Below are 21,997 nucleotides of genomic sequence, written 5' to 3'. Positions count from 1 at the left end.
CCTGCGCGCGGAGATGCGGATGGTCAAGGCGCTGATCCGCTACCAGCTGCCACCGGGGGCGTAAGAACCATGGACTACAAGCTCACCCAGAAGAGCCAGGAAGCGCTCTCGGGTGCCATGCGGCGTGCCGCCGCGGAGGGCAACCCCGAGATCGCTCCCGCTCACCTGCTCAGCACGCTGCTCTCGCAGACCGGAGGCACGGCCGTGCCGCTGCTGGAGGCCGTGGGGGCCGACTGGCGGGCGCTGCGGTCGCGCACCGAGGAGCAGCTCGCCGCACTGCCGAAGGCGCAGGGCGCGACGGTGGGGGCGCCGTCGAGCTCGCGCCAGCTGCTGACCGTCATGAACACCGCCGCCCAGCACGCCAACCGGCTCGAAGACCTCTACGTCTCGACCGAGCACCTGCTGGTCGGCCTCGCGGCCGACGGGGGCCAGACCGCCGACCTGCTGAAGTCGCAGGGCGCGACCCCGCAGGCGCTGCTCGACGCCTTCGAGAAGGTACGCGGCCACGCCCGCGTCACCAGCGAGACGCCCGAGGACACCTTCCAGGCCCTGGAGAAGTACGGCGTCGACCTGACCGAGCGGGCCCGCGGCGGCAAGCTCGACCCGGTCATCGGCCGCGACACCGAGATCCGCCGCGTCGTCCAGGTGCTCAGCCGCCGCACCAAGAACAACCCGGTGCTCATCGGCGAGCCCGGCGTCGGCAAGACCGCCGTCGTCGAGGGCCTGGCCCAGCGCATCGTGGCCGGCGACGTGCCCGAGTCGCTGCGCAACAAGCGGCTCATCTCGCTCGACCTGGGCGCGATGGTGGCCGGCGCGAAATACCGCGGCGAGTTCGAGGAGCGGCTCAAGGCCGTGCTCTCCGAGATCAAGGAGAGCGACGGGCAGATCGTGACGTTCATCGACGAGCTGCACACCGTCGTCGGCGCGGGGGCCGGCGAGGGCGCCATGGACGCCGGCAACATGCTCAAGCCCATGCTGGCCCGCGGCGAGCTACGCATGATCGGCGCGACCACGCTCGACGAATACCGCGAGCGCATCGAGAAGGACCCGGCGCTGGAGCGCCGCTTCCAGCAGGTCTACGTCGGCGAGCCCACGGTCGAGGACACCATCGCGATCCTGCGCGGGCTCAAGGGCCGCTACGAGGCGCACCACCAGGTCCAGATCGCCGACAGCGCGCTGGTCGCCGCCGCCGCGCTGTCCGACCGCTACATCACCAACCGCTTCCTGCCCGACAAGGCCATCGACCTCGTCGACGAGGCCGCCTCGCGGCTGCGCATGGAGATCGACTCGCGTCCCGTGGAGATCGACCAGCTCCAGCGCAGCGTCGACCGGCTGAAGATGGAGGAACTGGCGCTGTCGAAGGAGACCGACGAGGCCTCCGTCCAGCGGCTCGAACGCCTGCGTCAAGAGCTGGCCGACCGCCAGGAGGAGCTCAACGCCCTCGTCGGCCGCTGGGAGCACGAGAAGGCCGGGCTCAACAAGGTCGGTGAGCTGAAGAAGCAGCTCGACGAGGCGCGCGGCGCGGCCGAGCGGGCCCAGCGCGACGGCGACTTCGAGGCGGCGTCGCGGCTGATGTACGCCGAGGTGCCCCGGCTGGAGCAGGCCCTCAAGGCCGCCTCCGAGGCCGCGCCCCCGGAGAACGCCATGGTCAAGGAGGAGGTCGGAGCCGACGACATCGCCGAGGTGATCTCGTCGTGGACCGGCATCCCCGCCGGGCGGCTGCTCGAGGCCGAGACGACCAAGCTGCTGCGCATGGAGGAGGAGCTGGGCAGGCGGCTCATCGGGCAGCGGCCGGCCGTCCAGGCGGTCTCCGACGCCGTACGCCGCAGCAGGGCCGGCATCGCCGACCCCGACAGGCCCACCGGCTCGTTCCTGTTCCTCGGCCCCACGGGCGTGGGCAAGACCGAGCTGGCCAAGGCGCTCGCGGAGTTCCTGTTCGACGACGAGCGGGCGATGACCCGCATCGACATGAGCGAATACTCCGAGAAGCACAGCGTGGCCAGGCTCGTCGGCGCGCCTCCCGGCTACGTCGGCTACGAGGAGGGCGGCCAGCTCACCGAGGCCGTCAGGCGGCGCCCGTACACCGTGGTGCTTCTCGACGAGGTCGAGAAGGCGCACCCCGAGGTGTTCGACATCCTGCTGCAGGTGCTCGACGACGGGCGGCTGACCGACGGTCAGGGCCGCACTGTCGACTTCCGCAACACCATCCTCATCCTGACCTCCAACATCGGCTCGCAGTTCCTGGTCGATCCCAGCCTGGAGAACGGCGCCAAGCGCGAGGCCGTCATGGGGGCGGTGCGCAGCTCGTTCAAGCCGGAGTTCCTCAACCGGCTCGACGACGTGATCCTGTTCGACGCGCTCGGCTCCGAGGAGCTGGCCCAGATCGTCGACCTGCAGGTCGAGCGGCTGACGCGGCGCCTGGCCGACCGCCGGCTGCGGCTGGAGGTCACGCCCGCCGCCCGCGAGTGGCTGGCCCTGACCGGCTACGACCCGCTCTACGGCGCCCGCCCGCTGCGCCGCCTGGTGCAGTCGGCCATCGGCGACAAGCTCGCCAAGGCCGTGCTGTCGGGCGAGGTCGTGGACGGCGACGAGGTCAAGGTCGAGCTGGGCGACGACGAACTCCTCATCCAGCGCGCCGCCTGACCACGGCCGGCGCACCCCTGCGGGCCGCACCCAGATGATCCCGGGGGCTCGCTCGGGGCCGGCTTGGACCCCCTCCCGTAGACCGAGCAGGCCGGCTGGGCGCCGCGCACGACGGCCTTTCCGAGGTTCTGAGCCCGGAGATCTCGCGAGATCTCCGGGCTTCGGCGTGTCATGCCAGGGTCATCAGGCCCGGCGTTCGGTAAGGTTCGCCCCACTCTTCGGACAAGCCGCCTCCCCCACTCATGATCGCTGACTACGTTGTGCGTTCGTCAGTGCACCGACATCGATGAGGGGGACGTGCGGTGTCATTCCAGAAGATCCGGAGCACGATCGCGGTGGCCGCGGTCGCCGTGGGCGTCAGCTGGCTGTGCGCGGGTCCCGCGACGGCCCGGACGTGCGCCCGCACAGAAGGGGCGCTCCTGACGCCCGCCCTGGCCCAATGCGGCGGCCACACGGGCATCCAGCTCGACGACCCCGGCATCGGCGCCACCCGGGTGGTGGCGTCGGAGACCGCCAAGCTGGCCATGGCGGCCGGCGACACGGCCAGGCGGCTCGGCCGGACCGGCCTGGCCACCGGCAAGCAGGCGCTCGGCATGAGCGACCTCGGCGGGGTGGCGGCGACGTGGGGCATGCCGCCCCTGGTGGGCTCGCCCGCGCTGCTTCCCCTGGTGCCGGAGCCGCTCACGATGAAGGACGTCACCACCATGCGCGGCGTGCCGGCGCTGCCCGAGCTGCCCAAGGTGCCGCTGGCGGGCAAGCCGCCCGTGAACAAGAAGGCGCGCAACGCGCCCCCGCAGGGCACCATCGCCGGCACCGGCCTCGACTCGCCGATGAAGCTCCAGGAGCCGGTACGCCAGGTCGGCTCGCAGGTCATCGGGGAGGTGCTGCCAAAGGCGTTCGAGAGCCTGCAGGGCACGAAGTTCGCGCCCGGCGGCGGCTCCATCATCAGCGGCTTCAGCAGCCTGTCCGGCCTCACCCAGGGCCTCCCTCTCCCCCTGGGCTGACCGGCGCTCCTGAGCGCCCTGAGCGCCCTCAGCCGCGTCGCCCGTGGCGGCGGCGCCGAAGCGGGGGCCGCGGAGGGCGCCGGGCCACTTGTCCGGGCGTGGGTCGTGCCTGCCGCGCCCGGCCTCCAGGCCGGAGGGACCGGGACCACCCGGCCCTCCGGCCGCCCCTCACCCACCACACAAGCCGCACACGCCACAGCACGCCACGCGACCTACGCGACCTACGCGGAAGCGCGGAAGCACGAAGACGCGGAAGCACGAAGGTGCGCGAAGACGCAGAAACGCGAAGGTGCGAAGACGCGGAAGCGCGTCAGTCGGCTGGTTGCGGGCACGGGTCAGGGAGCCCTGCCGGTGCGGCGGGCTCCTCTGGACGCGCGGTCGTCAGGAGACGAGCTCGTCGAGCTCGTCTTCCGGCAGCCCGAGATCGACCCTGATGCGGTAGCGGGTGCGCAGCACCGCCACCTGCTCCGGGTCGTTCTCATCGCAGCCGAGGGCGGCCTGGGTGGCCCATTCGAGCCCCCCTTGCAGGTCGCCATAGGCCACGAGCGTCTCGGCGATCGTGTGAGCGGTCGCCGTGGAGACGTTGCCTTCCGCGCGTATCGTCTCGATGACCTCCCTGGCCTCGTCCGGCCGGTCGAGCTCGAAGAGCGTGTCGGCGATGCCGGCACGCGCGTCGAAGCCCGCGTCTCCGCCGTCCTCGACCGCGCGCTGGAAACACTCCATCGCACGGGCGGGCTGTCCGGCCGCTCGCCATTCCTCGGCGGCGAGGACCAGGATGGATGCCCTGGAGACGTCGCCGGACGAATAGTCGAGCGCGACGTCGTACAGCCGACTGGCCAGCGAATCGTGGTCGTCGGCCAGCAGGGCCTGCTCGAGCAGACGATCAAGGTGCTCACGGGTCACATGCGCCACACCGCGAGACTACCGAGCCACCCGGCTGTTTGCCCGGTCAATCCGCATCGCCGGTCACGTGCAAATTCGGTAACGTCTCGTCCAATCCCGTGCACGCAATGCGTATCTGCCCAGGTCACAGGGCATATACGAGGCACTCAGCCGCCACGCGAGCGGAGGGACTGTGATGGGCATGTCCAAGCAGATGACCTTCACGCTGGCCTGTGCCGTGGTGTTGTCGGCCCTCGGGCCAGGTGTGGCCGGCTATCTGTCGGCCCGTCTGGAGTCCATCGAGGCGGCCGAACGCAACCTGCGGGCCCTGGAGACCCGGCTGCAGATCCGCGAGGCCAGAGAGGCCCGCCCTGCCGCCCTGCCGGGCGCGTGCGAGAGCACGCCGGCCCCGCCCCGACTCCAGGACGTGCCCGCGACGGCGCTGGCCGAGCAGGAGGAGGCCGAGCGACGGCTGCCCGACCTGCCCGCCCGCCCGGGGATGATCCGCTATTGACCGGCCGCCACCGGGGGCGACCAGGATCTCAGCTGCCGGGACAGGAACCCTCTGATGAGGTGTTTGGCGGCGTCGATGATCTCGGGTGAGCCCTGGGGGTCGCGGCGGAAGGCGAGCTTCAGCACCGCGTCGCCGGCCTCGACCGCGACGAGCACGGCCAGGTCGAGCGATGGGCTGTCGGCCAGCCCGAACTCCTTGAGGAACAACCCGCGCAACCGCCCGGCGATCACCGCGTTGTTGTCGGAGTCGGAGTCGAGCAGGTTGAGATCGACGGCGTCGCCGAAGTGGAGGCTCTTGAAGCCGGCGACGGTCCTGTGCATGTCGACGTAGATGTCGATGATCGCGTCGACCGCCTCCCACCAGCCGCGGTAGTCCTCTTCGAGGAACCTGCGATCGACTCGGCGGACGAACTCCTCGACGTTGCGCCGGGTGAGCTCCTGGGTGATGGCGCGCTTGTCGGGGAAGAACTGGTAGACCGATCCGATCGCCACCCCGGCGCGTTCGGCGATGCGGGTGGTCGACAGGGTTTCGTAGCCGAGCTCGTCGAGCAGTTCGGCACACGCGTCGAGCATCCGCTCGACACGTCGGGCACTGCGGCGCTGCGAAGGCTGCCGCCTGAGAGCTTTCGGCTGGACGCACGCGTCGTCCATTTGCTGCGGCGAAGACACGGATTCATCTTCTCCCGTTGGGGCGATCGTTACCTGCCGAATTCCGGAATCCTCGAAGGAGCGCTCAAGCGGGCGAACCCGCGCAGGGCGCGAGGCGAAATCCGCGAGAGGGCATACCCGATTTTTCCCTCCATGTTCACGGGAACGACTGCTTGATTTCGATGGACGGCCCGCAATATGTACGCCGCCACCCGCTCCGGCGGGTACCCCCGCCGCGTCAGCGCCCGTACGGCCGCCCCGCGCAACCCCTCATCGGTGTACGTCGCGCGCCCCGCGATCCCCGTCGAGACGAACCCGGGACAGACGACGCTGACCCCGATCCCCCGGCCGGCCAGCTCGGCCCTGAGACAGTCGCTGAGCGCCTTCACCGCCGCCTTGGACACCGTGTACGCAGGCAGCAGCCGCGTCGGCACGAACGCCGCAAGCGACGCCACGTTCACGATGTGCCCGCCCGTGCCGCGCTCGGCCATGGCGGCCCCGAAGAGGCGGCAGCCGTGCACGACGCCCCACAGATTGACGTCGAGGGTCCTGCGCCAGTCGGCCACGGTGTGATCGAGGAACGGCCCGGCGACCGCGATCCCGGCATTGTTCACCACAATGTCCGGCACTCCATATTGGGCGATGATATTTCGCGCGAAGTCTTCCATCTGATCGCTATTCGCCACGTCCACCCGCATGGCGTAAGCCGTACCGTGAATATCCTTCGCAATAGCGTCGGCCGTCTGCTTCGCCGCGTCGATGTCGATATCCGCGCAGATGACCCGTCCCCCGTGCGCCGCGAACGCCCGCGCGGTCGCCCGCCCGATCCCCGAACCCGCGCCGGTCACCACGACCAGCCGCCCACCGAAACCTGACCGCACCCGACCCATCCCGGCCTCCTATTGGACGATCTGTCCAGAACAATAGATCGCCGGGCGGCGGCAGGCTACTCCTCGTCCGGCCGGGCGGTCAGGCCCGTGCAGGAGCGCAGCGCCTTCCAGTCGGCCACCGCGCGGGTCCTGGCCGAGCCCGTCATCGGCACCGGCACTCCCCCCTGGATGGTGGCCGGCGTCCAGGTGTCCTTGATGATCCGCCGGCCGTTGACGGTCAGCGTGAGCACCCCGGTCCTGCCGGTGGTGGCCGGGTTGGAGTTGTAGAAGACGAAGTTGCCCATGCCGTAGCTGACGTAGGCGTCGTCCAGGTAGCCCGAGCCGAGCAGGATGTGCGCGTGCCCGCCGACCACCACGTCGGCGCCCGCCTTGACCAGCTTCGGCGCGAGCGAGCGCTGTGCCTCGTTCGGGCACTTCTGCAGCTCGGTGCCCCAGTGCAGGTGGACGATGACGGTGTCGGAGTTCTTGCGCGCCTGCCGGACGGCCTTGAGCAGCGCGGTCTCGTTCTTGGCCGAGGCCAGGCCGCCCTTGCCGGACGTGGCCGTCCACGCCTGGATGAACTCCGCGTCCATCACCTGCGTGGCGCCGATGATCGCGACGCGGTTGCCGTTCACCGTTTCGCGATACGGCCGGTACGCCTGCGCCGCGTCCGTCCCGATCCCCACCACGGGGAACTTGGCGCGCTTGGCCGCCTTGAGGGAGTCGGCGAGCCCGCTCTCCATGTAGTCCATGCCGTGGTTGTTGGCCATGGACGCGACGTCCACCCCGGCCGCCTTGAGCGCGGTGAGCGCGCTGGACGGCGCCCTGAACGTGTACTGCTTGCCGGGCGCCGGGGTCCCGCCGGTGGTGATGGCGGTCTCCAGGTTCACCATCGCGAGGTCGGCCTTGCGCAGCACGCTCGCGATCGGGCCGAGCGCGGTGCGCGGGTCGGCGAGGCGCGGGCGCAGGATCCCCTCGAAGTGCACGTCGCCGCCGAACGCGATGGTGAACGGCCGGCGCTTCGGCTTCGGCTTCTTGGTGGGCTCGTTCGTCGGCTCCTCCGCGGCCTGCCGCTGGACTTCCTTGCGCTGCGGCTGCCGCTCCGGCTCCTGCCCGGGGAGGGCGGAACACGCGGCCACCGATACGAGGGCAGCGAGAACCGGGAGGGCATGGGGGAGTCTCATATGCCGCCACTTCCGCTCGAAACCTGACTTTCAGCAATCGAGCATGCCATGTAGGGCGGTTTACCGGGCAGACCCCATGAGCTTGGACATTGCCGTACGAGTCGGGTCGTCCATCGGCGTGGAGACGACCATCCGGATCTCCGGCATCGCGGTGAAACCGGTCGCGCTGAAGCGCAGCAGCCCGTACTCCGGGTGCTTGTACGCCTTCACCCGCGACCCCGGCTCCGCCACGTCCTGCCGCGCCCACAGCCGCGCGAACTCGGCGCTCTCCGCGCTGAGCCGGCGCAGGAAGTCCTGCCAGCACGGGTCGTCGGAGTGCCGGCTGTAGGCGCCGCGGAAGACGGCCACCAGCCGCGCCACCTCCTGGTCGCGGTCGACCACCAGCATCGAGGGCTGCGGCCCGACGCAGAGCTGCCAGAGGTGGTTGCGCTCCCCCTCGGGTGCGGCGACCAGCTCGGGGAAGAGCCGCGCGAACGCTTCGTTCCAGGCCAGCGCGTCGCACCGGCCGTTGGAGATGACGGCGGGCAGCTCGCCGAGCCGGTCGAGGATGATCTGCATCTCGGGCGTCACCTGCCCGGACGCGACCGGCACCGGATCGGCCACGTGGCCGGCCAGCCGGTAGAGGTGCTGCCGCTCGGCGCTGTCCATGCGCAGCGTGCGGGCGATGGCGTCGAGCACCTGCGAACTGGCGTTGATGGGCCGCCCCTGCTCAAGCCACGTGTACCAGGTGACGCCGACCCCGGCGAGCTGGGCGACCTCTTCTCGTCGCAGCCCGGGGGTGCGCCTGCGGGGTCCCGGCGGGAGATCGACCATCTCGGGCGTGATGCGCGCACGCCGGGAGCGCAGAAACGCCGACAGATCCGTACGTCTTGCCTCAACCACCTGCATACATCCACTATGCGTGACGAAAGTGATGCTCAGCCAGTTACTGCTGATACCAGGATAAAGGGGCTCTCGTTACTGGTACTGGGGACACGGCAGACTTCTCATCATGTCCCAAACCACCGCTGTTCCCTCCCCTGTGGGCACCACCTCACCGGAGAGCCCCAAGGCCGGCGGACTGCTCCTGGCGACGATCCTCGTGGGGCAGTTCCTGGCCATCCTGAACGTCAACATCGTCAACGTGGCCACCCCGACCATCGAGTCCGACCTGCACTCGTCGGGCGCCGGGCTGCAGATGATCATTGCCGGTTACACCATCGTCTATGCCGTCCTGTTGATCACCGGAGCCAGGATCGGCGACCTGTTCGGCTACCGACGAGCGTTTCTGGGCGGATTGGCGGCCTTCACCGTGACCACGCTCGCCGCCGGCCTCGCACCCACGACCGGCTGGCTGGTGGCAGCCAGGCTGCTGCAAGGTGCCGGGGCCGCGATGATGATGCCGCAGGTGCTGACCTTGATCCAGCGCAACTTCCAGGGCGCGGCCCGTGGCCGGGCGATCGGCCTGTGGTCCTTGATGATCAGCGGCGGCATCGTGGCCGGTCAGGCGCTCGGCGGCATCCTGCTGGGCTTCGGCCTGGGCTGGCGGGTCGTGTTCCTGGTAGTGGTGCCGGTCGCGCTGCTGCTGCTGGCCGCCGGCGCCCGCCTGCTGCCCGCCGACCACGGCGGCGGCCGTGGCGGGCTCGACCCCTTGGGCCTGGTGACGCTGTCGGCGGCCGTGCTGCTGTTCGTGGTGCCGCTGGTGCTCGGACGCGACCTGGGCTGGCCGTTGTGGGGCTGGATCTCGATGGGGCTGAGCGTGGTGATGTTCGCGGTGTTCGTCCGCGTCGAGCGCTGGGTGACAGGTCGCGGCGGGCGCCCGCTGGTGGACGCCAGGGTGCTGCGCGCGCCGGGCATGCGTCCCGGCCTCGCCGTGCTGCTGTTCGGCCCGGCCACCTGGGGCGCGTTCCTGTTCACCTCCGCCCTGCACCTGCAAGGCGACCTGCACATGACGCCGCTCGCCTCCGGCATGATGCTGGTCCCGTGCGCGCTGACCTTCGGCCTGGTCGGCCTCGCCTGGCCCCGCCTGCCGCTGCGCCTGCAGCGCCCGCTGGTGCCGTTCGGCTACGTCCTGGCGGCCCCCGCGTACATCGGCCTCGGCCTCGCCGCGGAAGGCGGCTTCCTGTACGCCCTGATGGGCGCCCTCGTCGGCGCCGGTCTGGGCGTGCAGGTGGCGGTGACCAACATGGCCACAGAGCAGGTGGACGGGGCGTACGCGGCGGACGCCAGCGGCGCCCTCCTCACGGTGATGCAGATCGGCCAGGTCATCGGAGTCGCCGCCATCGGCACCCTGTTCATCTCCCTGGACACCGTATCCTCTTCCACGGCCTCCATGACCACGGCCGCCGCCATGGCCGCCCTCGCCGTTCTGGCCGGCCTCAGCTCCCTGTTCCTCGTACGCCGCCCCAAGCCGATCCCCTCATGACGTGCGAGCCCGCGTCCTTCCATGGACGCGGGCCGCTCGCATGGCACGGTGAGGCACATGACCCCCCGCAACCGGCGCACGCCGAGCCTGCTGATGCCCCTCCTCCTGACGATCGCGGCGGTGTGCGCCGCCGCGACGCTGCTCTCTCCGCTCCTGCTGGACCTCCTGGTGCCCGCGAGCCTGCGCTGGCAGGAACTGAGCGCGGTCGGCGAGACGTACGGCGCCGCGTCGGCGGTGCTGTCCGCCTTCGCGCTCGTGGCCATCGGGGTCTCTCTTTTCCTGCAGGCCAGGGAAATGCGATTCGCGCGTGAGGACGCCTCTCGATCGCATCATTTCCAGCTCATGCAGCTGCAGATCGAAAATCCTGCACTGCACAATGCCTTGGGCAGGGTGGACAGCGGGCTCGATCCGGCGACGCACCTTTACCTCAATCTGGTGCTCTCCTACTGGGAGATGCTTTTCAACGTCGGCGACATGCCGGAGCCGGTCCTCGTGAAATACGCGCAGGCCGACATCTTCAGTACGGAGACCGGCCGGAGGTTCTGGGTGCGCACTCGTGAGCACCGCCGGGCGGTGGCGAAGAGTCGGCGGGCCGTGCGGTTCGTGGCGACGCTCGATCTGGCCTACCGCAAGAGCCTGGAGGAACGGCCCGCGCCGCCCCCCGATGCCGTGGTCCCCGCCGCCCGATCCGGTCGGCCTGCCGCGCTGCACGTGGCTGCTGCGGCGGCGGTCGCCGTGGCGGGAATCTCCTGGCTGAGCCGGATCAGGAAACGGCGCGCCGGAGGTTGATCAAATTGGCGGTGGATGTGCCATGATGTGCACGTCTTCTCTGCTCGACCTGTGGGGAGAGCCGGAAAGCCGGGAGGCACTGCCATGCCTCCACCCGAACGGCCCTGCGTCTCCGATGGGTGCCAGGGCCGTTCACTTATCCCCTGCCTACGGGCGTGGCAAGGTCGAACTCGCCGCTGCGCACCCCGGCGGTGAAGGCGGCCCACTCCTCCGGCGTGAAGACCAGGACGGGACCGTCCTGCTCCTTGCTGTCCCGTAGCGCGACGTTCCCGTCGGCCAGAGGGGCAACCTCGACGCACGTCGCCGCGCCGTTGCAGAAGGTGCTCTTCCGCCAGGCTGCCGTCTTTAGGTGGTTGTACATTTTCTCCCCAAATGCGTAAAGGGGCACCGTTGCCCCTTTCTGAGGTTTTTCCGTCGTCGCTATCGACGCCAGAGCATGGCTTTACGCTGGATGAGAACGCGCGACTCGTCCTCATCCAAGGCCTCTGACTTGATGTGGTCGAAGGCCATTTCGTATCCAGCTACCCGTTCGAGATCGTCGACAAAGTGAGCAGTATACAACTGTTCTAGATACACAACATCGTCAAAAGCGGAAAACTTCAGGTGAATGAACGCACCAGTGTTAACCGGATGAAGTGCATCCAGAGGCAGGACATGCACGCTCACGTGCGGCAGCACGGACATCTCCAGGAGATGCTCCATCTGCTCACGCATGACCGATGGCTCACCGAAGCGGCGCGTCAGGGCCGACTCGTCGAGCACCACGGTGAGCGCGCAGGGATCGGGCCTGTGCAGCACGCGTTCCTGCCTGTCGAGCCGTGCCTCGACCCGGCTCCTGACACCGCTGTGCGTGATGCGGGCGATGCCCCGGGTCGCCAGGATCACTTCTCTGGCGTAGTCCTCTGTCTGTAGCAAGCCAGGCACAACCTGGGGTTCCCAGTCGCGCTGGAATGTCGCCTCCGCCTCCAGCCCGAGGAATGTCGTGTACTCCTCCGGGAGGGCGTCCTCGTAATCTTCCCACCAACCCCGCTGCTCCGCGTCACGCAACAGGCCGAAAAGCTCATCGAGTTTGTCCCCGTCCAGGCGGTACAGCTTGGCCAGGGCCTTGATGTCGTCGGTGCTGGGCATGGTCTTGGCGGCTTCGATGCGGCTGACCTTGCTGGCGCTCCAGCCGAGGTCTCTGGCCGCCCTGGCGCCGGTGAGCTTGCGGCGCTCGCGGAGGAGGCGGAGCTCCTGGCCCAACCGGAGTCGCCGTACTGTTGGACTGCCCTGCTGCGATGGCACCGTCCACACTCCTTCTCGGGAATGAAGGTGTAGCCGGAAGGGACCGTTTGGAGCCCGGCTTTTTGGGCCGTTCGCCCAATCTTACACTGCAAGTTGCATGTGTAGTGCCGCACAGCCTTGCCAGAAGGCTTTCACGGGGAGAGCGTAGGGGCAAGGACAACCTTCGCGAGTGCGCCGGAGCCGGGCATAGATCTTCCTTCTCGCCCACGGATGATGACAGTTCTCGTGCAAGTTGCAGAGCAACGGGCGAAGAAAATTAAATCTTCCCTTGCTCCTGGTATTGCAGCATCGCCGGGCGAGGGGGACGATCAGAACCAGGAGGGTTCTCGAGAGGTGAGGAGGCCGGACATGACGACACGGCCGTACGCATCGGGACTCTCGCCCATGATCGCGCGCTCGCACGGCGGGCACGTCCCCGGCAACGTCGCCGTCCCGGAAACGAACATCTTCCCCAGGGAGGCCACTTGCCGGAAGGACTTCGTCATCGCCTGAAGCGCGTAGCGCGCATTCGCTCGTTCGAGCACGAAAAAAGCCGGGCCGAGGCTGACCACCAGTACGCCGCATTAAGGGCTGCCACCCTGCGGCGAAACCGGTCATCAGCCGTCGGACCGGCCAAGAAGCCACCTCTAAAATGCCGCGAAAGGGGTCTTCTATGTACTCACAAGGTACCAAGGGACTCAGCCGAATCAAGTCCTGGATTCAGGACCTCGTCGCCTCGGCGGACTACGAGATCTGCGTAGAGCCCGACGAGTTCGCGTTCCGGATGGGATGGACGGTCACCACGACGGGCTTCGGCTCCCGTCTCTACCGCGACCCGCGCTTCGACCAGCTCCGCCTCCCACGCAAGGTGACCGAGGAGGTGTCCTGATGGCGAGGAACCCGCGTAACCAGATCTACCCCGCCTACGAGGACCTCCCGGCCGCACGCGGGGGCGGCCCGCTGGTCAGACTGTGGCGGGCCAGGGCCGAGCTGCTGCTGCTCGCCGCCGCGACGCTGTTCGTGCTCGCGCTCCTGGGCGCGACCAGAGACGGCCAGTGGGTGCCGGTCGTCCTGCTGACCAGCGCCGTGTCGGTGCCGGCCGCCACCAGGCGGGGCCGCAGCTGGGTCGCCGCGCACTTCTGGTGCGTGTTCTCCCGCCACCGCCTGCACCGGGTGTGCATGGAGACGACCATGCACACCCGGGCGGGACGGATCCCGCTGGTGCTGTGGATCACGCCGACGGCGACGGGTGAGAAGGCCCTGATCATGGTCAGGGCGGGCATCAGCGCCGAGGAGTTCGAGGCGTACGCCGAGGAGATCGCCGCGGCCTGCTGGGCCCGCGGCGTGAACGTCTACCGGCACCGTACCCGCAGCCAGTTCCTCATCGTGGAGATCGTGCGCAGGGACGAGACGCCCGGCGCGACCTCCCCCGGCCTGGACCGCCTGTACGGCCGCCGCTCCTGGGTCGCCCTGCGGCCCGACCTTGAGGAGCCGCCTGATCTGCGCACCGAGGTGGTGCTGCCGAGGGCGGCGTGAAGGCCTAGGGAACCGGGACATTCCCTGGGGGGCGAAGCCCCGGAGACCGCGGGGGCTTCGGGGCTTCCCCATCTACCCGGGAAAAGACGACCGGCGGCGCTGTGCCCCTCACCAGGATCAGCGGAACGGAGCCGGTGATCCGTGGGGCCGACCCACTCGAACACAAGTCCCGTATGGACACGGAGTGCGACGGAGCAGATACTCCTCGTGTCAGCCTCTTCTCCCCTGTCACATGTCCTCGGAACACGCATACGCCGGCCGGCGCGTGTCGCTCGGACATCGTGCCTGTCAGGGAATAGGACAAGGAGAGACCATGCGGTTCAAGAAGTCCCTGCTCCTTTCCATCGCCGCTCTCGCTACGGCAGCCTGCGTGACGGCCACCGTCGTCACCCTTCAAGCACCCGCCCCCGTGGCGGCGGCGACCCGCCACGCGGCGCTGCCCCCCGGCTACCAGCTCGTCACTCTCCCCAACGCGAACGTCCCCAACTTCCAGCGCCGCACGCTCTACTGCCCGGGCTCCAAGCGCGTCCTCGGCGGCGGCGCCGAGGCCCGCGGCAACGCCGCCATCCTGGTGGGGTCGTTCCCCACCGACGACGGACGCGGCTGGATCGGCCTCGGCCGCCAAATCGGCTACAACGACGTCGGTATCAGCGTCTTCGCCATCTGCGCCGACTGACAGACCATCATCACCGGCCCCCGCCGTCGAACGGGCGGGGGGCCGGCCGGCGCAGGCCCGACGACGACGGCTCCGGGGCTTCCCCATGCGGGCGGTCCGCGCGAAGATGAGTTCATCTGGCGAACTCAGGAGTGACGATGACGTCGACCGTGCACCGGACCTGTCCCCTCTGCGAAGCCGTCTGCGGCCTGACGCTCACCCTCGACGCGACCGGGCACGTGACCGGCGTGCGCGGTGACAAGGACGACCCGTTCAGCAAGGGGTTCATCTGCCCGAAGGGCGCCAGCCTCGGCCGGCTCGACGAGGACCCCGACCGGCTGAGCGCGCCGCTCATCAGGCAGGGCGACCGGTGGCGCGAGGCGAGCTGGGACGAGGCGTTCGCCGCCGTACGGGCGGGCCTTGAGCGTGTGGCAGACCGCCGCGAGGTGGCCGTCTACCTGGGCAACCCCAGCGCCCACACCATGGCGGGCGCGCTTTACGCCACCCCGCTCATCAAGTCGCTCGGCACCCGCAACGTCTTCTCCGCCAGCACCGCCGACCAGATGCCGAAGCACGTGGCGGCGGGGCTGATGTTCGGCCATCCGATGACGATCCCGGTGCCCGACCTGGACAGGACCGGCCACCTGCTGATGCTGGGCGCCAACCCGCTGGAGTCCAACGGCTCGCTGTGCACCGCGCCCGACTTCCCTGGCCGGCTCAAGGCCCTGAGGCGGCGCGGCGGCCGGCTGGTCGTGGTGGACCCCCGCCGTACGCGGACCGCGGCGCTGGCCGACGAGCACGTGTTCGTCAGGCCGGGCACGGACGCGTACCTGCTGTTCGGCATCGTGCACACCTTGTTCGCCGAGGACCTGCTCAGCCTGCGGCACGAGGTCAACGGGCTGGCCGAGGTGCGCGAGGCGGCCAAGCACTTCCCGCCCGACGCGGTGGCGCGCAGGACGGGCGTGCCGGCCGAGGTGGTGACCCGGCTGGCCAGGGAGCTGGCGGCGGCGCCGCGGGCGGCCGTGTACGCCAGGATCGGCACCTGCACGGCCGAGTTCGGCACGCTGGCCCAGTGGCTGGTCGACGTGCTCAACGTGCTGACCGGCAACCTCGACAGGCCGGGCGGCGTGATGTTCCCCAAGGCCGCGACGGAGCCGCCGGGGCGGCGCCGGCCGTATCAGGTGGGGCGCTGGCGCAGCCGGGTGCGCGGGCTGCCGGAGGCGAACGGCGAGCTGCCGGTCGCCACGCTGGCCGACGAGATCGAGACGCCGGGCGAGGGGCAGGTCAGGTTCCTGCTGACGATCGCCGGCAACCCGGTGCTGTCGGCGCCCAACGGGGCCAGGCTGGACAGGGCGTTCGAGCGGCTCGACTTCATGGTGAGCGTCGATCCGTACCTGAACGAGACCACCAGGCACGCGAACGTCATCCTGCCGCCGCCGCGCATCCTGCAGGCGGGACACTACGACTTCGCGCTGACCGGCTTCGCGGTGCGCAACTACGCGCGGTACTCACCGCCGCTGCTGCCGCTGGACGGGCGACCGTCGGAGGCGGAGATCCTGGCCAGGCTGGCGGGCATCGCCTCGGGGCTCGAAGGGGACCTGGACGCGTACGTCATCGACGAGACGCTGCGCAAGGCGACGGAGACGCCCGGCTCCGGCGTCGAGGGGCGGGACGTGGCAGAGCTGCGCGCGCTGCTGGACGGCGAGACGGGCGCGGAGCGGCGGCTGGACATGATGCTGCGGCTCGGCCCGTACGGCGACTGGTCGGGAAAGGGCGACCTGTCGCTGCGCACGCTGCGGGACAACCCGCACGGCCTGGACCTGGGTCCGCTGGAGCCCCGGCTGGAGGAGGTGCTGCGGACGGCGTCGGGGCTGGTCGAGCTGGCTCCCCCGCGGCTGATCGAGGACGTCGAGCGGCTGCGCGCCAGGCTGGCGGACGAGCCGGCGGGGATCGTCCTCATCGGGCGGCGCCACCTGCGCTCCAACAACAGCTGGATGCACAACGTCGAGCCGCTGGTGGGCGGCAGCAACACGTGCACGCTGCAGATCCACCCCGAGGACGTGGCCCGGCTCGGGCTGGCCGGCGAGGCGGTGGTGCGTTCGGCGAAGGGCGAGGTCACGGTGGCGCTTGAGCCCACCGACACGATCATGCCGGGCGTGGTCAGCCTGCCGCACGGCTGGGGACACGTGGGGAGCGCGCAGCGCGTGGCGGCCGGGCACGCGGGCGTCAGCGCCAACGCGCTCACGGACGAAACGGCGATCGATGCACCAAGTGGTAACGCAGTGTTCAACGGAGTTCCGGTCACGATTTCACCAACCGGGGTGATCACCGCACATTAGGGTGTCGCGCGTGACTATCGTGCCAGAAGAGGACCGCCTGAACGCCCAGATCGCCTTCGCCATCGAGATCGACAAGTTGAAGCGGATCATCCGCCGCAACCATCTCATCGACGGCTCGCGACGGGAGAACACCGCCGAGCACTCCTGGTACGTGGGCACGCTGGCGATGGTCCTCGGCGAGCACGCCCCACCCGGAACCGACCTGCAACGGGTCGTCGCCATGCTGCTGGTGCACGACCTGGTGGAGATCGACGCGGGCGACACGTTCATCTACGACCCGGTGGAGGTGGCCGCGCAGGCGGAGGTCGAGCGGGCCGCCGCCGACCGCATCTTCGGCCTGCTGCCCGCCGAGCAGGGGGCGTGGCTCCGGGAGCTGTGGGACGAGTTCGAGGAGCGCAAGACGCCGGAGGCGCGCTTCGCCAAGGCGCTCGACCGGTTCGCCCCGATCCTGGCCAACCACCACACCGAGGGCGGCACCTGGCCGCTGTTCAAAGTGACGGCGGGACAGGTCAGGGAGAAGGTGCGGATCATCGAGGAGGGCTCGCCCTCGCTCGGCGCGTACGCCCTGGAGCTGGTCGAACTCTCCGTGGCCAGGGGACACCTGTCCGAGTGATCCCCACATGGCCGGGGTAGGGGACTTGTCGTGAAAGAGACAGTACGCGCGAAGCGTCGGCAGTTGCGGGGTTTCGCCGGGCCGGTGGCGCTAGCCGATCGGCTCGAGAAGTCGAAAGGCATGGACCGGCCGATCAGGGCGCTCGCGAAGGTCGTCCGCCGGCGGCTGCGCCAGGGCAGGCTGCGCGACATGCTGCACGGCGTGCCGCTGGGCGAGCCCGTGCACCCGTCGCTGGCCACGGTGAGCCTCGGCTGCTGGCTCTCCACCGCCGTGCTGGACCTCGCGGACGCCGACCCCAGGGCCTCCCGCCTGCTGCTGACCACCGGCATCATCAATGCGCTGCCCACGGCGGCGTCCGGGGTGACCGACTGGTCGATGCTGCATCGGGAGCAGCAGCGGGTGGGGTTCGTCCACATGCTGGCCAACACGGCCGCGCTCGGCCTGTTCAGCGCGTCCCTGCTGGCCCGGCTGCGCGGGCGCGAGCGGCCGGGACGGATGCTGTCGTACGCGGGGCTCGCCGTCGGCGGGCTCGGGGCGTACCTCGGCGGGCATCTCGCGCACCGGCAGGCGGCGGGCGCCAACCACGCGCCGCAGGTGACGCACCTGGTGCCGCTGGGCTGGCACGACCTGTGCCCGATCAAGGACCTGCCGGAGGGCCGCCCTGTCGCGCGGCGGCTCGGCTACATCCAGCTCTTCGTGCTGCGCCAGGGCGAGGGCGTCACCGTGCTCGGCGACCGCTGCCCGCACCTGGCGGGCCCGCTGCACCAGGGCCGGCTGGTCATGCAGGACGGCGAGGCGTGCGTGGTGTGCCCGTGGCACAGCAGCACGTTCCGGCTGTCGGACGGCTCGGTCAAGCACGGGCCCGCGACGGCGCCCGCGCCGGTGTTCGAGACGCGGATCAGGAGGGACGGCACCGTCCAGGTGCGTCCTGGGTTGACCTGAAGCTTGGTTGAGGTCCTACGGTCGTCGGCATGGGAAAGATCCTGGTGACCGGTGCGACCGGCAATGTCGGCAGTCATGTGGCGTCCCAGCTCGCCGAGGCGGGGCTGGACGTACGCGCGTTCGCGAGACGGCCCGAGCGGGCGCCTGCGGGCGTCGAGGCCGTTCAGGGCGACCTGACGGCCCCCGAGAGCCTGGAGCCCGCGCTGAAGGACGTGGAGAGCGTCTTCCTGCTGTGGCCCGGCTTCTCCGTGGGCAACGCGGAGGAGGTGGTGGAGGTCGTCGCCCGGCACGCGCGGCGCGTGGTCTACCTGTCGGCGAACGTGCCGGGCACCGATGACACGCACTACTCCGCGATCGAGCGGCTGATCAGGCGCTCTCCGCTCAACTGGACGTTCCTGCGGCCCGGCGGCTTCGCGGCCAACACCCTGGGCTGGGCGGAGCAGATCAAGCGGGGCGTGGTGCGCTGGCCGTACGGGGAGGCGTCCAGGGCGCTCATCCACGAGAAGGACATCGCGGCCGTGGCCGTGCACGCGCTCACCTCGGCCGGGCACAACGGCGCCGCGTATCACCTGACCGGGCCCGCCGAGCTGACCCAGATCGAGCAGGTCCGCACGATCGGCGAGGTGGTCGGCCGCGAGGTGCGCTGGGAGGAGCAGCCGATCGAGGAGGCCCGCGAGCAGCTGCTGGCCGCCTGGGGCGAGCCGGCGTTCGTGGAGCAGGCGCTGACGACCTGGGGCTCCTTCGTGGCCGCGCCCGAGCGGGCCGTCGACACCGTGCGGCGGCTGCTCGGCCGCCCTGCCCTGACGTTCAGGCAGTGGGCCGAGGACCACGCGGCGGACTTCCGTTAGGCCTCGTCGGCGGGGTGCTCGACCAGCGCGAGGATGCGGCTGGACATGAACCTCGCGGTACGCACCGGCGTGCCGCTCCTGGTGACCTCGCTCACCTCGACGAGCCCGCGCCGGGTGGCCACCTCGACCCGCCGGCCGGCGCGGGTGGCCGTGATCTCGTAGGTGCGCGGCGATGACCCACCCGCGTCGATGACGATCTCCACCCGGTCACCTTTCATGACCAAGTCATACCCATCACGACTTATCCGTACACCAGTACGATAATCGCGACAATGCCGACGCAGACGATGACCCCCCGCAGGATCGGCGCCGGGATGCGCCGGCCCAGCCGGGCGCCTGCGAAGCCACCGACGATCGCGCCCAGCGCCACCCCGGCCGCCGCCTGCCAGTCGACGTCGGCCACGAACAGGAACAGCACCGCGGCCACCCCGTTGACCAGCAGCGCGAGCACGTTCTTGGCCGCGTTGACGCGCTGCAGGCCGTCGTCGAGGAAGATGCCGAGCAGCCCGATCAGCAGCACGCCCTGCGCCGCGCCGAAATAGCCGCCGTAGATGCCCGCGCCCAGCACGCCCAGCCACAGCATGGGACCGCCGTGCGGGTGCGGCCGGTCGCGGCGGGCGGCCATCCACGTGTTGAGCCGCGGCTGCACCATGACCAGGACGCAGGCCAGCGCGATCAGCGCCACGACCACGACCTCGAAGACGGCGGGATCGAGGAACAGCAGCAGGATCCCGCCGATCAGCGCGCCCAGGGCCGAGGCCATGCCCAGCCGCAGCAGGCGGTCACGCTGGCCGCGCAACTCCGCGCGGTAGCCGTACGCCGCGGTGAAGGAGCCGGGCACCAGGCCGACGGTGTTGGAGACGTTCGCCACGACGGGATCGACGCCGAGCGCCACCAGCGTCGGGAACGTGATCAGCGAGCCCGACCCCACCACGGCGTTGATGGCACCGGCGATCACGCCGACGCCGCAGACGACGGCAAGTTCCCACCCCGTCACGCGTTCCTCCCGAGACTGCCGTCACTTGCTCCCGGTCAGGACGTCACCGGGTGTCCGGGCCCTTGGGGGGTGTGGTGAAGAGGCCGCCCAGGCTTTCCAGGACCTTTCCCATTTCGGATGGGACGATCCAGATTTTATTGGCGTCGCCTTTGGCGATCTCGGGGAGGGTCTGGAGATATTGGTAGGCGAGCAGCTGCTGGCTCGGGTTGCCCTCATGGATGGCCCTGAACACCATGCCGATCGCGTCGGCCTGCCCCTTGGCCCGCATCGCCTGCGCCTCGGCCTCGGCCTGCGCGCGCAGCACCGCCGCCTCCGCCTCGCCGCGCGCCCGCAGCACCGCCGCCTGCTTCTCGCCCTCGGCGGCCAGGATCGCCGCCTGGCGCTGCCCCTCGGCGGTCAGCACGGCGGCCCGCTTGTCGCGGTCGGCGCGCATCTGCTTCTCCATCGAGTCCTGGATGGAGACGGGCGGGTCGATGGCCTTGAGCTCGACCCGGTTGACTCGGATGCCCCACTTGCCGGTCGCGTCGTCCAGCACGCCGCGCAGCGCGGTGTTGATGTCCTCGCGCGAGGTCAGCGTGCGCTCGAGGTCCATGCCGCCGACGACGTTGCGCAGCGTGGTGACCGTGAGCTGCTCGACGCCGACGAGGAAGTTCGCGATCTCGTACGTGGCCGCCTTGGGATTGGTGACCTGGAAGTAGATGACGGTGTCGATGGACACCACGAGGTTGTCGGAGGTGATCACCGGCTGCGGCGGGAACGAGACCACCTGCTCGCGCAGGTCGATCATGTCCTTCACCCGGTCGATGAACGGCACCACCAGGTTGAGCCCCGGCGAGAGCGTGCGGTGATAGCGGCCGAGCCGCTCGATGATGGCTGCCGTGGCCTGCGGGATGATGCGGATCGTACGGGCCACTCCGAAGCCGACCGCCGCGACCACGACGATGGCGACGACGAGCTGCTCGACGGACATGGCGACGCTCCGAAGCCGAGGGAACCGACTCCGTAGATCCTATTCGCCCTCCGCCTGGCCCGTCCCTTACCGAACGAAACGGTGATCAGTGGGCTCTGGCGTACCAGCGGCCCTCCGCGCTGCGCTCAAGCGACAGCGGCACCCCGAACGTCTGCGACAGGTTCTCGGCCGTCATCACGTGCTCGAGCGGCCCCTGCGCCACCACCGAGCCGTGCCGCAGCAGCAGCCCGTGGGTGAAGCCGGCGGGCACCTCCTCCACGTGGTGCGTCACCAGCACCAGCGTCGGCGAGCGGTAGTCGCCGGCGAGCAGCGAGAGCCGGCGGACGAGGTCTTCCCTGCCGCCCAGGTCGAGGCCCGCGGCCGGCTCGTCGAGCAGCAGCATCTCGGGGTCGGGCATGAGCGCGCGGGCGATCTGCACGCGCTTGCGCTCGCCCTCGGACAGCGTGCCGAACCTGCGCCTGATCAGGTGGGCCGCGCCCATCATGTCGATCAGCTCGACGGCCCTGGTCACGTCGTTGGAGTCGTACTCCTCCGTCCAGCGGCCCATGATCGCGTAGGAGGCCGTCAGCACGAGGTCGATGACCTTCTCCTCAGGCGGGATGCGCTCGGCCAGCGCGGCGCTCGCCAGGCCGATGCGCGGCCGCAGATCGAACACGTCGGCCTGCCCCAGCCGCTCGCCCAGCACCTCGACCAGGCCCTCACTCGGATAGAGCAGCGTGGCGGCGACCTGCAGCAAGGTCGTCTTGCCCGCGCCGTTGGGCCCGATGACGACCCACCGCTCGTCCTCGTTGACCGTCCAGTCGATGCCGCGCAGCAGGGCCGCTCCGTCGCGCCTGACGGCGACGTCCTGGAGCCGCAGCACCTGACCACCCATCCCCGATACCTCCTTAGGAGTCAC

24 protein-coding genes are annotated in these 21,997 nt (G+C 70.0%); 13 read left to right on the top strand and 11 right to left on the bottom strand.

Translation table 11 applies throughout. The features are described 5' to 3' along the window. Nucleotides 1–69 precede the first annotated feature (69 nt). Together clpB and AB0K12_RS27065 are read left to right on the top strand one after the other, a co-directional pair. Nucleotides 70–2,643: an ATP-dependent chaperone ClpB gene (clpB, locus tag AB0K12_RS27070; protein ID WP_364566781.1), complete on the top strand. Its 2,574-nt coding sequence runs from the start codon at nucleotides 70–72 to the stop codon at nucleotides 2,641–2,643. A 302-nt stretch (nucleotides 2,644–2,945) separates the two neighbouring features. Continuing rightward, a complete protein-coding gene (locus AB0K12_RS27065) occupies nucleotides 2,946–3,647 on the top strand; it encodes a hypothetical protein (RefSeq protein WP_364566778.1) in 702 nt (233 codons plus the stop codon). 381 nt (nucleotides 3,648–4,028) lie between these two features. Here AB0K12_RS27065 and AB0K12_RS27060 read toward each other — a convergent pair whose 3' ends face one another. Then, nucleotides 4,029–4,559 carry a tetratricopeptide repeat protein gene (locus tag AB0K12_RS27060; RefSeq protein WP_355415452.1) on the bottom strand — a complete coding sequence of 177 codons (531 nt, stop codon included), beginning with the start codon at nucleotides 4,557–4,559 and terminating at the stop codon, nucleotides 4,029–4,031. Between the two features lie 172 nt (nucleotides 4,560–4,731). On the opposite strand from AB0K12_RS27060, the gene AB0K12_RS27055 reads away from it, so the two are divergent. Then, nucleotides 4,732–5,043, top strand: a complete 312-nt coding sequence (locus AB0K12_RS27055) for a hypothetical protein (RefSeq protein WP_364383850.1) — start codon at nucleotides 4,732–4,734, stop codon at nucleotides 5,041–5,043. Here AB0K12_RS27055 and AB0K12_RS27050 read toward each other — a convergent pair. From AB0K12_RS27050 to AB0K12_RS27035, 4 genes are all read right to left on the bottom strand, one after another. Next, entirely contained in the window at nucleotides 5,037–5,615 is a 579-nt protein-coding gene (locus AB0K12_RS27050; RefSeq protein WP_355415448.1) for a TetR/AcrR family transcriptional regulator, read from the bottom strand. The genes AB0K12_RS27055 and AB0K12_RS27050 overlap by 7 nt on opposite strands. 125 nt (nucleotides 5,616–5,740) lie before the next feature. Further along, nucleotides 5,741–6,580 carry an SDR family NAD(P)-dependent oxidoreductase gene (locus tag AB0K12_RS27045; RefSeq protein WP_364566773.1) on the bottom strand — a complete coding sequence of 280 codons (840 nt, stop codon included), beginning with the start codon at nucleotides 6,578–6,580 and terminating at the stop codon, nucleotides 5,741–5,743. A gap of 56 nt (nucleotides 6,581–6,636) precedes the next feature. Then, nucleotides 6,637–7,698: a CapA family protein gene (locus AB0K12_RS27040; protein WP_364566770.1), complete on the bottom strand. Its 1,062-nt coding sequence runs from the start codon at nucleotides 7,696–7,698 to the stop codon at nucleotides 6,637–6,639. A gap of 105 nt (nucleotides 7,699–7,803) precedes the next feature. Beyond that, the gene (locus tag AB0K12_RS27035) at nucleotides 7,804–8,631 is read right to left on the bottom strand and encodes a helix-turn-helix transcriptional regulator (protein WP_364566767.1); all 828 of its coding nucleotides are present in this window, start codon (nucleotides 8,629–8,631) and stop codon (nucleotides 7,804–7,806) included. A gap of 103 nt (nucleotides 8,632–8,734) precedes the next feature. On the opposite strand from AB0K12_RS27035, the gene AB0K12_RS27030 reads away from it, so the two are divergent. Together AB0K12_RS27030 and AB0K12_RS27025 are read left to right on the top strand one after the other, a co-directional pair. Continuing rightward, nucleotides 8,735–10,147 carry an MFS transporter gene (locus AB0K12_RS27030; protein ID WP_364566764.1) on the top strand — a complete coding sequence of 471 codons (1,413 nt, stop codon included), beginning with the start codon at nucleotides 8,735–8,737 and terminating at the stop codon, nucleotides 10,145–10,147. Nucleotides 10,148–10,204: 57 nt separating this feature from the next. Continuing rightward, complete coding sequence (locus AB0K12_RS27025) at nucleotides 10,205–10,936, top strand: DUF6082 family protein (RefSeq protein ID WP_364566761.1); 732 nt, start codon at nucleotides 10,205–10,207, stop codon at nucleotides 10,934–10,936. A gap of 136 nt (nucleotides 10,937–11,072) precedes the next feature. Here the strand turns inward: AB0K12_RS27025 and AB0K12_RS27020 are convergent, their stop codons facing one another. Together AB0K12_RS27020 and AB0K12_RS27015 are read right to left on the bottom strand one after the other, a co-directional pair. Then, entirely contained in the window at nucleotides 11,073–11,297 is a 225-nt protein-coding gene (locus AB0K12_RS27020) for a DUF397 domain-containing protein (RefSeq protein WP_345394225.1), read from the bottom strand. A gap of 59 nt (nucleotides 11,298–11,356) precedes the next feature. Then, nucleotides 11,357–12,220, bottom strand: coding sequence for a helix-turn-helix transcriptional regulator (locus AB0K12_RS27015; protein ID WP_364566757.1), 864 nt, complete (start codon nucleotides 12,218–12,220; stop codon nucleotides 11,357–11,359). A gap of 348 nt (nucleotides 12,221–12,568) precedes the next feature. Between AB0K12_RS27015 and AB0K12_RS27010 the strand changes: the two genes are divergently transcribed. The 8 genes from AB0K12_RS27010 (at nucleotide 12,569) to AB0K12_RS26975 (ending at nucleotide 19,132) form a co-directional block, all read left to right on the top strand. After that, nucleotides 12,569–12,712 (top strand): hypothetical protein, encoded by a 144-nt coding sequence (locus AB0K12_RS27010; protein ID WP_364566754.1) that lies wholly within the window; start codon nucleotides 12,569–12,571, stop codon nucleotides 12,710–12,712. Between the two features lie 160 nt (nucleotides 12,713–12,872). Beyond that, the gene (locus AB0K12_RS27005) at nucleotides 12,873–13,088 is read left to right on the top strand and encodes a hypothetical protein (RefSeq protein WP_364566751.1); all 216 of its coding nucleotides are present in this window, start codon (nucleotides 12,873–12,875) and stop codon (nucleotides 13,086–13,088) included. Then, nucleotides 13,088–13,735: a hypothetical protein gene (locus tag AB0K12_RS27000; protein WP_364566748.1), complete on the top strand. Its 648-nt coding sequence runs from the start codon at nucleotides 13,088–13,090 to the stop codon at nucleotides 13,733–13,735. Before AB0K12_RS27005 ends, AB0K12_RS27000 begins: the two co-directional genes overlap by 1 nt. A gap of 313 nt (nucleotides 13,736–14,048) precedes the next feature. Then, complete coding sequence (locus AB0K12_RS26995) at nucleotides 14,049–14,411, top strand: hypothetical protein (RefSeq protein WP_364566745.1); 363 nt, start codon at nucleotides 14,049–14,051, stop codon at nucleotides 14,409–14,411. A 137-nt stretch (nucleotides 14,412–14,548) separates the two neighbouring features. Beyond that, nucleotides 14,549–16,729, top strand: coding sequence for a molybdopterin-dependent oxidoreductase (locus AB0K12_RS26990; RefSeq protein WP_364566742.1), 2,181 nt, complete (start codon nucleotides 14,549–14,551; stop codon nucleotides 16,727–16,729). A gap of 1 nt (nucleotide 16,730) precedes the next feature. Next, nucleotides 16,731–17,342 carry an HD domain-containing protein gene (locus tag AB0K12_RS26985; protein WP_364368050.1) on the top strand — a complete coding sequence of 204 codons (612 nt, stop codon included), beginning with the start codon at nucleotides 16,731–16,733 and terminating at the stop codon, nucleotides 17,340–17,342. A gap of 120 nt (nucleotides 17,343–17,462) precedes the next feature. Beyond that, nucleotides 17,463–18,284 (top strand): Rieske 2Fe-2S domain-containing protein, encoded by an 822-nt coding sequence (locus AB0K12_RS26980; protein ID WP_364566738.1) that lies wholly within the window; start codon nucleotides 17,463–17,465, stop codon nucleotides 18,282–18,284. A 29-nt stretch (nucleotides 18,285–18,313) separates the two neighbouring features. Next, a complete protein-coding gene (locus tag AB0K12_RS26975; protein ID WP_364566734.1) occupies nucleotides 18,314–19,132 on the top strand; it encodes an NAD(P)H-binding protein in 819 nt (272 codons plus the stop codon). Here AB0K12_RS26975 and AB0K12_RS26970 read toward each other — a convergent pair. The 4 genes from AB0K12_RS26970 to AB0K12_RS26955 all read right to left on the bottom strand — a co-directional run bounded on the left by AB0K12_RS26970 (nucleotide 19,129) and on the right by AB0K12_RS26955 (nucleotide 21,973). After that, nucleotides 19,129–19,350, bottom strand: a complete 222-nt coding sequence (locus AB0K12_RS26970) for a hypothetical protein (protein ID WP_355415418.1) — start codon at nucleotides 19,348–19,350, stop codon at nucleotides 19,129–19,131. The genes AB0K12_RS26975 and AB0K12_RS26970 overlap by 4 nt on opposite strands. Before the next feature lie 23 nt (nucleotides 19,351–19,373). Then, a complete protein-coding gene (locus AB0K12_RS26965) occupies nucleotides 19,374–20,129 on the bottom strand; it encodes a sulfite exporter TauE/SafE family protein (protein WP_355415416.1) in 756 nt (251 codons plus the stop codon). Between the two features lie 43 nt (nucleotides 20,130–20,172). Beyond that, nucleotides 20,173–21,099 (bottom strand): SPFH domain-containing protein, encoded by a 927-nt coding sequence (locus tag AB0K12_RS26960; RefSeq protein WP_364566730.1) that lies wholly within the window; start codon nucleotides 21,097–21,099, stop codon nucleotides 20,173–20,175. A gap of 85 nt (nucleotides 21,100–21,184) precedes the next feature. Next, nucleotides 21,185–21,973, bottom strand: a complete 789-nt coding sequence (locus AB0K12_RS26955; protein WP_364566727.1) for an ABC transporter ATP-binding protein — start codon at nucleotides 21,971–21,973, stop codon at nucleotides 21,185–21,187. Between the last annotated feature and the right edge of the window lie 24 nt (nucleotides 21,974–21,997).

Source organism: Nonomuraea sp. NPDC049419 (genome assembly GCF_040676995.1).
Taxonomy (GTDB): Bacteria; Actinomycetota; Actinomycetes; order Streptosporangiales; family Streptosporangiaceae; genus Nonomuraea; species Nonomuraea salmonea.
Note: the sequence above shows the minus strand (reverse complement) of the source record. Positions and strands in the feature narration are given on the sequence as shown.